This is a genomic window from Aeromonas sp. s1(2024) (assembly GCF_040908005.1).
Lineage (GTDB): Bacteria > Pseudomonadota > Gammaproteobacteria > Enterobacterales > Aeromonadaceae > Aeromonas > Aeromonas caviae.
The window spans coordinates 31,933-44,226 of the sequence record NZ_JBFOCW010000035.1 but is presented as its reverse complement, the minus strand read 5'-3'; the positions used below and the strand labels follow the sequence as shown (position 1 = coordinate 44,226).

The 12,294-nt window shown below is 62.4% G+C and carries 9 protein-coding genes; 7 read left to right on the top strand and 2 right to left on the bottom strand.

Features of this window, described 5'->3' with window-relative positions:
• The first annotated feature begins 100 nt into the window (after positions 1–100).
• The 7 genes from lrp to purF all read left to right on the top strand — a co-directional run bounded on the left by lrp (position 101) and on the right by purF (position 9,159).
• Entirely contained in the window at positions 101–592 is a 492-nt protein-coding gene (gene lrp, locus AB5Y70_RS08685; protein ID WP_005300047.1) for a leucine-responsive transcriptional regulator Lrp, read from the top strand.
• 189 nt (positions 593–781) lie between these two features.
• Positions 782–3,286: a DNA translocase FtsK gene (locus AB5Y70_RS08680; protein WP_029314440.1), complete on the top strand. Its 2,505-nt coding sequence runs from the start codon at positions 782–784 to the stop codon at positions 3,284–3,286.
• A gap of 77 nt (positions 3,287–3,363) precedes the next feature.
• A complete protein-coding gene (gene lolA / locus AB5Y70_RS08675; protein ID WP_039039163.1) occupies positions 3,364–3,972 on the top strand; it encodes an outer membrane lipoprotein chaperone LolA in 609 nt (202 codons plus the stop codon).
• Positions 3,973–4,039: 67 nt separating this feature from the next.
• Complete coding sequence (locus tag AB5Y70_RS08670) at positions 4,040–5,377, top strand: replication-associated recombination protein A (RefSeq protein ID WP_041201597.1); 1,338 nt, start codon at positions 4,040–4,042, stop codon at positions 5,375–5,377.
• 280 nt (positions 5,378–5,657) lie between these two features.
• The gene (gene serS / locus AB5Y70_RS08665; RefSeq protein WP_010674521.1) at positions 5,658–6,953 is read left to right on the top strand and encodes a serine--tRNA ligase; all 1,296 of its coding nucleotides are present in this window, start codon (positions 5,658–5,660) and stop codon (positions 6,951–6,953) included.
• 175 nt (positions 6,954–7,128) lie between these two features.
• Positions 7,129–7,620 carry a CvpA family protein gene (locus AB5Y70_RS08660; protein WP_010674522.1) on the top strand — a complete coding sequence of 164 codons (492 nt, stop codon included), beginning with the start codon at positions 7,129–7,131 and terminating at the stop codon, positions 7,618–7,620.
• Between the two features lie 18 nt (positions 7,621–7,638).
• Positions 7,639–9,159, top strand: a complete 1,521-nt coding sequence (gene purF / locus AB5Y70_RS08655) for an amidophosphoribosyltransferase (RefSeq protein WP_010674523.1) — start codon at positions 7,639–7,641, stop codon at positions 9,157–9,159.
• Between the two features lie 89 nt (positions 9,160–9,248).
• Here the strand turns inward: purF and AB5Y70_RS08650 are convergent, their stop codons facing one another.
• Positions 9,249–10,679 carry a 6-phospho-beta-glucosidase gene (locus tag AB5Y70_RS08650; protein ID WP_010674524.1) on the bottom strand — a complete coding sequence of 477 codons (1,431 nt, stop codon included), beginning with the start codon at positions 10,677–10,679 and terminating at the stop codon, positions 9,249–9,251.
• Between the two features lie 31 nt (positions 10,680–10,710).
• Positions 10,711–12,165, bottom strand: coding sequence for a PTS cellobiose/arbutin/salicin transporter subunit IIBC (gene ascF / locus AB5Y70_RS08645; RefSeq protein ID WP_368175987.1), 1,455 nt, complete (start codon positions 12,163–12,165; stop codon positions 10,711–10,713).
• Between the last annotated feature and the right edge of the window lie 129 nt (positions 12,166–12,294).

Genomic DNA, 12,294 nt, shown 5'->3' with positions numbered 1-12,294 from the left:
ACATTTGCGCCTAGTATATTCAGGTATTGACAGGATTTGTGACCATTATTATAAAATGACTGGTGATTCTTACCAAAAAATAGCCAAAGGATGGAATTAAATGATGGAAGCTAAGAGTCGGCTAAAGGATTTGGACAGGATTGACCGCAACATTCTGAATGAACTGCAAAAGGATGGCAGGATTTCGAACGTTGAGTTGTCCAAACGAGTTGGCCTGAGTCCCACACCGTGTCTGGAACGGGTTCGTCGCCTGGAGCGACAAGGGTATATCGAAGGATATGCCGCCATTCTGAACCCTCATTATCTGGACGCGTCTCTGCTGGTGTTCGTGGAAATTACCCTCAATCGTGGCGCCCCCGATGTGTTCGAGCAGTTCAACAAGGCTGTTCAGGTGCTCGAAGAGATCCAGGAGTGCCATCTGGTGTCCGGTGATTTCGACTATCTGCTCAAGACCCGCGTCAGCGACATGTCCGCTTACCGCCGCCTGCTGGGTGAAACCCTGCTGCGTCTGCCGGGCGTCAACGACACCCGCACCTACGTGGTGATGGAAGAGGTCAAACAGAGCAGTCGTCTGGTGATCAGCACCCGATAAGCGGGGTTGTGCTGTGACTTGCAAGTTCCATGACGAGTCACGATAGTCAGAAACGAGCGGCCGGTCCGCTCGTTTCTTCTTATAGAGAGTTTCAGGCCCGCCCTCAGGCACTGGCTGACAATCGGTGGGCTTTTCAGGGATACTAGGCCCCCTATCCCCGCATTCATGTTTTCACAAAGGAGCCGGAGTTTGGCCGATAAAAAGCTGTTTACTCCTTTATCAGGTACACAACGGATCTTCGAGGCCGTCTTGATCGCCATCACCCTGATGGCTGCCTATCTTTTGCTTGCCCTGCTGACCTACCATCCCGCCGATCCCGGCTGGTCGCAAACCTCCTGGCAAGGGGAGGTGAAAAACCTCGCGGGCAGCGCCGGTGCCTGGCTCGCCGACATCACCATGTTTACCTTCGGGGCCTTCTCCTATCTGGTGCCCCCCCTGGTAGTGCTGCTTGGCTGGAGCCTGTTCTGGCGCCCGAGCAAGCTGCTGGAAGTGGATTACCTCACCCTGTCGGTACGGATCATCGGCTTCGTGCTGACGGTGCTTGGCATGTCCGCCATCGCCAGCATGAACTTCAACGACTTGCAGAACTTTTCCGCCGGCGGCCTGGTGGGGGATGTGATCGCCTCCGCCGTGGTGCCGCTGTTTGGCGGCGTGGGGGCCAACCTGATGCTGCTCTGCTTCGTGGCGACCGGCATCACCCTCTTTACCGGCTGGTCCTGGCTCACCATTGTCGAGCGCATCGGTGCCGCCTGCACCGGCTCTGTCAGCGCCATCTACCATTTCCCCACCACTCTGGGCCGCTGGCTCACCGGTGGCTGGCGCCAGCCTCGCTATGAGGGGCCGGATCCCCTGCTGGAAGGGGGCGTGGGTAGCTTCGATCAGGAAGAGGATGACGAAGACCCCCACAGCAGCTGGACACGCAACCCCAAGGCGAAGAATCGCGCTCAAAAGACAAAAGCTGACGAATGGCTGCCGGAGCTTGACGAAGACACCTTCCAGTTCGATCCGCAGTTTGACGACGAAGAGGACGAGGCTCCGGCGCCTGCCGCCAAGGGCAAGCGCGTGGCCAATGGCCGTCCGCGTCCCGCCGTGCGCCAGGAAGAAGATGACCTCGACTTGCCCTGGGCGGAGGGGGATGACGAACCCGATGCTCCCGTTGCCGCTGCTCCGGTGAAAGCCAAGCGCCGTCCCCAGCCCGGTCTGGCCCCTTTGCCGAGCATCGATCTGCTGGACAGGCCGCCCGCCAAGACCCAGATGATGAGCAAGGACGAGCTGGAGCGCATGGGCCGGCTGGTGGAGGCGAAGCTCGCCGATTACAACGTGCAGGCCAAGGTGGTGGGCGTCTATCCCGGTCCCGTCATTACCCGCTTCGAACTGGACCTGGCGCCGGGCATGAAGGCGAGCAAGATCACCAATCTTTCCCGGGATCTCGCCCGTTCTCTCTCTGCCAGCAGCGTGCGGGTGGTGGAAGTGATCCCGGGCAAGACGTTCGTCGGGATCGAGCTGCCCAACCGGGTACGCCAGACCGTCTACCTGCGGGAGACCCTGGACTGCGAGGCGTTCGCGGCCAGCCGCAATCCGCTCACCATGGGGCTGGGTCAGGACATCGCGGGGGAACCCGTGGTGGTGAACCTCGCCAAGATGCCCCACCTGCTGGTGGCGGGTACCACGGGCTCGGGCAAGTCGGTGGGGGTGAACACCATGATCATCTCCATGCTCTACAAATCCTCCCCCGAGGATCTGCGTTTCATCATGATCGACCCCAAGATGCTGGAGCTCTCGGTCTATGAAGGGATTCCGCATCTGCTGACCGAGGTGGTCACCGACATGAAGGATGCCGCCAACGCCCTGCGCTGGTGCGTAGGCGAGATGGAGCGTCGCTACAAGCTGATGTCCGCGGTCGGGGTGCGCAACCTCAAGGGGTACAACGACAAGGTGCTGGCCGCCATCGAGGCGGGGGATCCCTTGGTCGACCCCCTGTGGCGTCCGGGCGACTCCATGGATCAGATGCCGCCGGAGCTGGAAAAGCTGCCCCACATCGTGGTGGTGGTGGACGAGTTTGCCGACATGATGATGATCGTCGGCAAGAAGGTGGAGGAGCTTATCGCCCGTATCGCCCAGAAGGCGCGGGCGGCCGGTATTCACCTTATCCTCGCGACCCAGCGTCCGTCGGTGGATGTCATTACCGGCCTCATCAAGGCCAACATCCCGACCCGTATCTCCTTCCAGGTGTCGAGCAAGATCGATTCGCGCACCATCCTGGACCAGGGGGGCGCCGAATCCCTGCTCGGCATGGGTGACATGCTCTACATGCCTGCCGGCACCTCCAACCCCACCCGTGTCCACGGTGCCTTCGTCGATGACCACGAGGTACACAAGGTGGTGGCGGACTGGAAACTGCGTGGTGAGCCGGATTACATCGACGAGATCCTCTCCGGCGAGTCGGACGGCGAGGGCGGCGGTGGCGACTTCGGCGGGGGCGGCGATGAAGAGCTCGATCCCCTGTTCGACGAGGCGGTGGCCTTCGTGGTGGAATCCCGCCGTGGCTCCACCTCCAGCGTCCAGCGCAAGTTCAAGATCGGTTACAACCGGGCGGCCCGTCTCATCGAGCAGATGGAAAACCAGGGCATCGTCAGCGCCCCGGGTGGCAACGGCCAGCGCGACGTGCTGGCACCGCCGCCGGTTCGTGACTAAGCCTAACTCCTGTATCATTCTGGCCATGCCCTTTGCGGGCGTGGCCTTTTATCGAGAACCTCCCTATGAAGAGCCTGATGAAAAAACAACTGTTGATGGGTTCCATTCTGCTGGTTGCCAGCAGCCAGGTGTGGGCCGATGCGGCCAGCGATCTCAAGGAGAAGCTCTCCTCCGTCAATGTCTTCTCCGCGACATTTGCCCAGACCGTTTATGACAGCAAGGGCAAGGAGCTGCAAAAGGCGAGCGGCTCCCTGCTGGTGCAGCGACCCAACCGCTTCAACTGGCACACTACCTCCCCGGACGAGAGCCTGATCGTGGCCGATGGCAAGGATGTGTGGGTGTACGACCCCTTCGTCGAGCAGGTCACCGCTCTCAAGATGAAGGATGCGGTGCTCAACACCCCCTTCGTGCTCATCGCGGGCAACGACAACAGCCTCTGGAAGAACTATGACGTGACCCAGGAAGGGGATGTCTATACCGTCACCAGCCGCAACAAGGACGAGCTGATCGCCTCCTTTCGCATCACCTTCGACCGTCAGAACAACATCAGTCGCTTCGACGTGAAAGAGGCCCAGGGCCAGTGGAGCGAGTTCACCCTGAGCAGCTTCAACCGCAAGCCGGTGCTCAAGGGCAACGAATTTGTCTTCAAGATCCCGAAGGGGGTCGAGTTGGACGACCAGCGCTGATGAGCCAGCCGTTACCGGCGTTATCGTCTGACCGGGCGTTGTTTATGACCGGTCAGATGCAAGGTCAATGCAGATGAGCAATTTATCCCTGGATTTCTCCTCGGACTTTCGTCCGCTTGCGGCCCGGATGCGGCCGCAAACCCTCGAGCAGTACATCGGCCAGCAGCATATCCTGGGGCCGGACAAGCCCCTGCGAAAAGCGATCCTGGCGGGGCACTGCCACTCCATGATCCTCTGGGGCCCCCCCGGCACCGGCAAGACCACGCTGGCAGAACTGGTTGCCCACTACTGCCAGGCGGAGGTGGAGCGGCTCTCGGCGGTCACCTCCGGCATCAAGGAGATCCGCGCCGCCCTCGACAAGGCGAAGGAGAACGGGTGGCGCGGGGTGCGCACCATCCTGTTCGTGGATGAAGTCCACCGCTTCAACAAGAGCCAGCAGGATGTCTTCCTGCCCCACATCGAAGACGGCACCATCACCTTCATCGGCGCCACCACCGAGAACCCCTCGTTCGAGCTCAACAATGCGCTGCTCTCCCGGGCCCGGGTCTATCTGCTCAAGAGGCTGGAGGAGCATGACATCCTCGCCATGATCGATCAGGCGATGCAGGACCCGCGCGGCCTCAATGACCCTAGCCTGCGCTTTGCCCCCGGGGCCAAGGAGGCGCTGGCGAAAGCGGTGGACGGGGACGGGCGCAAGTCTCTGAACTATCTGGAGCTCCTGGCCGACATGGCCGAGGCCGACAGCTCAGGGGCGCGGGTGATCGACAGTACCCTGCTCGCCGCCGTGGTGGGGGAGCACGTGGCCCGTTTCGACAAGGGCGGCGATCACTTCTACGACCTCATCTCGGCGGTGCACAAGTCCATTCGCGGCTCGGCACCGGATGCGGCCCTCTACTGGTATGCCCGCATGGTGAGCGCCGGCTGCGATCCCCTTTACATCGCCCGCCGCTTGCTGGCCATTGCCTCGGAAGACGTGGGCAACGCCGATCCCCGTGCCATGCAGGTGGCGCTCTCGGCCTGGGACTGCTTCCATCGCATCGGCCCGGCGGAAGGGGAGCGGGCCATCGCCCAGGCCATCGTCTACCTCGCCTGTGCCCCCAAGAGCAATGCGGTCTACACCGCCTGGAAGGCGGCGCTTCACGACGCCAAGAACCTGCCGGACTTCGAGGTGCCACCGCACCTTCGCAATGCACCGACCAAGCTGATGAGCGAGCTGGGCTACGGCGCCGAATATCGCTACGCCCACGACGAGCCGGGGGCCTATGCCGCCGGCGAGCAGTACTTCCCCCCGGAGCTTGCCGGCAAGCAGTACTATCAACCCACCGAGCGGGGGCTTGAGAAGCAGATAGCCCAGAAGCTCGACTATCTGCACGAGCTGGACAAGCAGAGCCCGCGCAAGCGATAGGAAAGACCTTCAAGCCCCTTGCCCGGAAAGCGCACGGCAAAGGCATCAGGGGAGGGGGGCCCGGCAAAAACGGGCGTAATAGTCCCTGTTCGGGCGGGGGGGCGGTCTGCTACACTGCCCGTCTGACCCCGGTTGTCTTGGCCTTGCACCATCTTCTTGATTTCGAAGGCCCGATTCCGAAGGCAAAGGGGTGCGCCAACCGATGTTAACTTCCGGATCTGTTTCCCAACCCGGTCACGATGACCCGGGCCCAGATCCCATTAAAAAAAGTAGGTAAACCATGCTGGATCCCAAATATCTGCGCAGCGACATCACCGAAGCTGCCGCTCGTCTGGCGACACGTGGCTACGTTCTGGACGTAGCGGCGGTCAATGTTCTGGAAGAGAAACGCAAGGATCTGCAGTCCCGCACCCAGGAGCTGCAGGCCGAGCGCAACGCCCGCTCCAAGTCCATCGGTGAGGCTGCCCGTCGTGGTGAAGATGTTGCCCCCCTCAAGGCCGAGGTGACCAAGATCAACGACGAGCTCGAGACCAGCAAGGTCGAGCTGGAGGCCCTGCTGGCCCAGCTCAAGGGGATCGCCGACGCCATCCCCAACCTGCCGAGCGAGACCGCCCCGGTGGGCCGTGACGAGAACGACAACGTGGAGGTCCGCCGCTGGGGTACCCCGCGTGAGTTCGATTTCCCGGTACGCGATCACATCGATCTGGGTGAGGCGGCCAAGGGGGTCGACTTCAAGAACGGCGTCAAGCTCTCCGGCGCCCGTTTCGTGGTCATGAAGGGCCAGATTGCCCGTCTGCACCGCGCCCTGGCCCAGTTCATGCTGGACCTGCACACCCTGCAGCACGGCTACACCGAGTGCTACGTGCCCTATCTGGTCAACCCGGACAGCCTGTACGGCACCGGCCAGCTGCCCAAGTTCTCCCAGGATCTCTTCAATACCGGCATCGAAGGGGAAGGGGAAGACGAAGGCAAGGTGCGCAAGTTCTCCCTCATCCCGACCTCCGAAGTGCCGCTCACCAACATGGCCCGTGACGAGATCTTCGACGAGCAGGAGCTGCCCATCAAGATGACCGCCCACAGCCCCTGCTTCCGCTCCGAAGCGGGCTCCTACGGTCGTGATACCCGTGGCCTCATCCGTATGCACCAGTTCGACAAGGTCGAGATGGTGCAACTGGTGCACCCGGAAAAATCCTGGGATGCCCTGGAAGAGATGGTGGGTCACGCCGAGAAGGTGCTGCAACTGCTGGAGCTGCCGTATCGCGTGATGGCGCTTTCCACCGGTGACATGGGCTTCTGCGCCGCCAAGACCTACGATCTGGAAGTGTGGCTGCCGGCCCAGAACACCTATCGCGAGATCTCCTCCGTTTCCAACTGCACCGACTTCCAGGCGCGCCGCATGCAGGCTCGCGTGCGCATCGACGGCAAGCCGCAGCTCATTCACACCCTGAATGGTTCCGGTCTGGCGGTGGGTCGTACCCTGGTGGCCGTGCTCGAGAACTACCAGCAGGCAGATGGCCGCATCGCCATCCCGGCTGCGCTGCAATCCTACATGGGCGGCCTGACCCACATCGGGTAAGCGCTCGTTGCAGACGACAACGCCATGGCATGCCATGGCGTTGTGCATTCTGGGCCCGGGAAACCCGCCGCAAGGGGAAGGGATAGCTCCCTTCGGGCCTGTAACACAATTTTATCAAGCATTGCGCAATCGTTTTTGTTAGACTGCGCCGCAATTTCGCAGGACATCTTTTTCTATGGTCTGGATTGATTACGCCATCATCGGCATCGTCGGTTTCTCCGCCCTCATCAGCCTGGTGCGCGGCTTTCTCAAGGAGGCCATGTCTCTGGTCACCTGGTTCGTCGCCTTTTTCATTGCCAGCCATTTCTATCCCGATCTCGCCGTCTATTTCACCTCTTTCTCCGATGCCATGGTGCGCAACGGTCTGGCCATCGCCGCCCTGTTCGTGGCGACCCTGATCCTGGGGAGCGTGGTGAACTACGTGGTGGGCCTGCTGGTGGAAAAGACCGGGCTTTCCGGCACAGACAGGGTGCTCGGGGTCTGTTTTGGCGCCATTCGCGGGGTGCTGATCGTCAGCGCCCTGCTGTTTTTCATGGATACCTTCACCAGCCTCTCCCAGAGCGACTGGTGGGTGGCGTCCAGGCTGGTGCCGGAGTTCAAGCCGGTGATCCAGTGGTTTTTCGGGTTCATGATGAACTCGTCCAGTTTTCTTCAACAGGTACAGTGACTTCGAGGTAGCAAAGACATGTGCGGTATTGTCGGTATAGTTGGCACCACCCCCGTCAATCAGGCCCTCTACGACGCCTTGACGGTGTTGCAGCACAGGGGACAGGATGCCGCCGGGATCGTGACCATTGACAGTGGAAACTTCCGGCAACGCAAGGCCAACGGTCTGGTGAAGGATGTGTTTGAAGTGCGCCACATGCAGCGCCTGAAAGGGAATATCGGCATCGGACACGTCCGTTATCCCACCGCAGGCAGCTCCAGCGCGGCAGAGGCACAGCCGTTTTACGTGAACTCCCCCTACGGCATGGTGCTGGCCCACAACGGCAACCTCACCAACGCCAAGGAGCTCAAGGAGCAGCAGTTCAAGGTGGCCCGCCGCCACATCAACACCACCTCGGACTCCGAAGTGCTGTTGAACGTGCTGGCCCACGAGCTGGACTTGTGCGACAAGATGGCGCTGCGCCCGGAAGATATCTTCTCGGCGGTGCGCAAAGTGCACCAGCAGATCCGCGGCGCCTATGCCGTGGTCTCTCTGGTGATCGGTCACGGCCTCATCGGTTTCCGCGATCCCAACGGTATTCGCCCGCTGATCCTGGGTCGCCGGGTCGACGAGCAGGGGCAGGTGGAGTATATGCTCGCCTCCGAGAGCGTGGCCCTCGACGCCATCGGCTTCGAGACGGTGCGTGACGTCGCCCCGGGCGAGGCCATCTACATCACCGAGCAGGGCCAGCTCTTCTCCGAGCAGTGTGCGGAGAACCCGCAGATGAACCCCTGCATCTTCGAATACGTCTACTTCGCCCGCCCCGACTCCTTCATCGACAAGGTCTCCGTCTATGCCGCCCGCCTCAACATGGGTCGCAAGCTGGGCCAGAAGATCGCACGGGAGTGGGACGATCTCGACGTGGACGTGGTCATCCCCATCCCCGAGACCTCCTGCGACGTGGCGCTGGAAATCGCCCACACCCTGGGCCTTCCGTACCGTCAGGGCTTCGTGAAGAACCGCTACATCGGCCGTACCTTCATCATGCCGGGCCAGACCCAGCGCAAGAAGTCGGTGCGCCGCAAGCTCAACGCCATCAGCTCCGAATTCAAGGGCAAGAAGGTGTTGCTGGTGGACGACTCCATCGTGCGGGGCACCACCTCCGAGCAGATCATCCAGATGGCCCGTGAAGCGGGGGCCGCCAAGGTCTACTTCGCCTCGGCCGCGCCGGAAATTCGCTTCCCCAACGTCTACGGCATCGACATGCCCACCGCCAACGAGCTCATTGCCCATGGCCGTGAAGTGGAAGAGGTGTGCAAGCTTATTGGTGCTGACGGCCTGATCTTCCAGGATCTGGAAGATCTGGAAGAGGCGGTGCGGGAGATCAACCCCGAGCTGCGCCACTTCGAGACCTCGGTCTTCAACGGTCACTACGTCACCTCCGACGTGGATCAGGGTTATCTGGACCACCTCAATGCCCTGCGCAGCGACGACAACAAGGCGGTGCGCGAGTGGCAGGAAGGGACCAGCAACCTCGAGATCTTCAACGAAGGCAGTTAAACGTTTTCAGATTGCCAGCGTGATGAACAACAGGGGGGCCTCGGCCCCCCTGTTGCATGGATGCGCCTTGCGGCGAAACTGAGGGGGGCTCAGGCCAGATCCTCCCCGTTGCTCGCGATCACCTTCTTGTACCACCAGAACGACTTCTTGCGCCGGCGGGCCAGGGTGCCATGGCCGGCGTCGTCCCGGTCCACGTGGACGAAGCCATAGCGCTTGCTCATCTCGCCGGTGGAGGCGGAGACGAGATCGATGCAGCCCCAGCTGGTGTACCCCATCAGGGGCACGCCGTCCTCGATGGCGTCCCTCATGGCCTCGATGTGGGCGCGCAGGTAGGCGATGCGGTAGTCGTCCTCTATCTCCCCTAGCTCGTTCACTTCGTCCACCGCACCCAGGCCGTTTTCCACCAGGAAGAGGGGCTTCTGGTAGCGATCGTGCAAGGTGTTGAGGGTGATGCGAAGGCCCAGGGGGTCGATGCCCCAGCCCCACTCGCTCACCTCGATGTGGGGATTGCGCAGGGACTTGACCACGTTGGCCTCGCTGGTGTTGCCCGCATTCATGTCGGCGGCGGCGCAGCGGGAGGCGTAGTAGCTGAAGGAGACGAAATCCACGGTGTGCCTGAGGATCTCGTCATCTTCCGGCCCCTTCACCAGGGTGATCCCCTTGTCACGAAATACCCTCTGCGCATAGGCCGGATAGGCGCCCCTGGCTTGCACGTCGATGAAGAGGAGGTTCTCCCGATCTTTCTGGAGGGCGGTCCAGACGTCTGCGGGCTTGCAGGAGTAGGGGTAGAAGTTGCCCCCCGCCAGCATGCAGCCCACCTGGTTGGCCGGGTTCACCTCGTGGGCGATCCGGGTCGCCAGGGCGCTGGCCACCAGCTCGTGGTGGGCGGCCTGATACTTCACCTGATCCTGGTGCTCCCCTTGCTCGAACACCAGCCCCGCCCCGGAGAAGGGGCTGTGCAGCAGGATGTTGATCTCGTTGAAGGTGAGCCAGTACTTCACCAGGCCGTCGAACTGCTCGAAGCAGGTGCGGGCGTAGCGGGTGAAAAACTCCACCATCTGGCGGTTGCGCCAGGAGCCGTACTCGGTCACCAGGTGCATGGGCACATCGAAGTGGCACAGGGTCACCAGGGGCTCGATGTTGTACTTTCTGCACTCCTCGAACACCGCCCGGTAGAAGGCGATGCCCTCGGCATTGGGCTCGCGCTCGTCACCCCTGGGGTAGAGACGGGCCCAGGCGATGGAGGTGCGAAACACGGTGAAGCCCATCTCGGCCATCAGGGCGATGTCCTCCCGATAGCGGTGATAGAAATCGATGGCTCCGTGGCTTGGGTAGAACTCGTCATCTTGCAGGGTGATGCGCTTCTCCTGGCCGAGTTTGACCGCCATGCGGCGCGGGCCATGGGGGATCATGTCTACCGTGGTCAGCCCCTTGCCCCCCTCGAGATAGCCGCCCTCCGCCTGATTGGCGGCCAGGGCACCGCCCCAGAGAAAGCCCTCGGGAAATCTTGTTAACGACATCTGTTACCTCTTGTCATGTCTGAATGGGGTGTCACAGCCCGGCCTGCGCCTGGCTGGTGGCGACGGGTTGCACGGGCTCGGCGCGGGAGGCCGGGCTCTCGACCGGGATGTCCTCGAACCCCATCACCAGGGTCAGCACGAAGGAGAGCACCACCGAGAGGGCCATCACGCCGAACACCCAGGCGATGGTCATGGGGTTGGCCGGATCGAAGAACTGCACGCTGGTAAAGAGCCCGGGGGCGGCCATGGAGTGGCTGGCGAGCCCCGCCATGCCGGCGACGGCACCGCAGACAAAGCCGCTGATGAGGCTCGCGATGAGCGGACGCTTGAGGCGCAGGGCCACACCGTAGAGCGCGGGTTCGGAGATCCCCGCCATGATGGCGGAGGCGGCCGCCGCGAGCGCCGTCTGGCGCAGTTCCGGGTTTCGGGTGCGCCAGGCCACCGCCAGGGACGAGCCGCCAAGAGAGAGATTGGCGCCAATTTCGGAGGGCATCACCATGCCTTCCTTGCCGGTCTCGGCGATGGTCTGGATGATGGTCGGGGTGAAGACGCGGTGCATGCCGGTCATCACCAGCAGGGGCCAGAGCGCCCCCATGATGGCCACCGACAGCCAGCCCAGGTAGTCGTGGACCGTGTAGACCAGGCCGGAGATGGCGGTGCCAATCCAGATGCCGACGGGGCCGATGAAGAGGATGGCCAGCGGCGCCGCGATCAGCACGATCAGCATGGGTTTGAGGAAGTTCTTGGTGACCGCCGTGGTGATGCGGTCGACCCAGCCCTCGATGTAGGAGAGGCACCAGGTCATCACCAGCGCCGGAATGACGGTGTAGGTGTATTTGACCGCGGTCACCGGGACCAGGGCGAAAGTCACCTGCTCCCCTTCGGCGGCTCTGGCCATCAGCTCGATGAAGCTGGTGTGCACCAGCACGCCTGCGATGGCGATGGCCAGGGACATGTTGGTCTTGAACTTGACGGCGGCGGAGGCGGCCACCATCAGGGGCAGGAAGAAGAAGGCCCCATCCCCGGCCACCGTGAGGATGGTGAGGGTCGAGGAGCCTTTCTCCAGCACGCCGGTCATCTCCAGCACCATGGCCAGCAGCTTGAGCATGGAGCCGCCGATGATGGCCGGGATGAGGGGGGACATGGTGCCGATCAGGGCGTCGAGGATGGCAGCGCCCATGCGGCGCAGGCTCCAGCCAGCGGAAGCCTCCGGAAGCGGAGTCTGCCCGCCGCCCTGGGGCAGCAGGGCCAGCACCTCGCGATAGGCGTGGGAGACGGTGTTGCCGATGATCACCTGACACTGGTTGTCCGCCTGCACCACCCCGAGCACGCCCGTGATGGCCTTGAGGGCAGGGCCATTGACCCGGGCGGGATCGCCGAGCACAAAGCGCAGCCGCGTCATGCAGTGGGTCACGGCGACGACGTTGTCGGCGCCGCCGAGTGCGGTGATGACGGTACCGGCCAGAGCCGCATAGTTTTTTGACATCGAGGTAGATCCTTTTCACCAAGTGGGCCTGCTCGCCCCCGCCGCCGCGAAGGGCGGGAACGCGCATGAAACTGAATGTGGAACCGGTTCCACATAGAGTGCGCGGCCTGAGCGCGGGAGACAAGCACC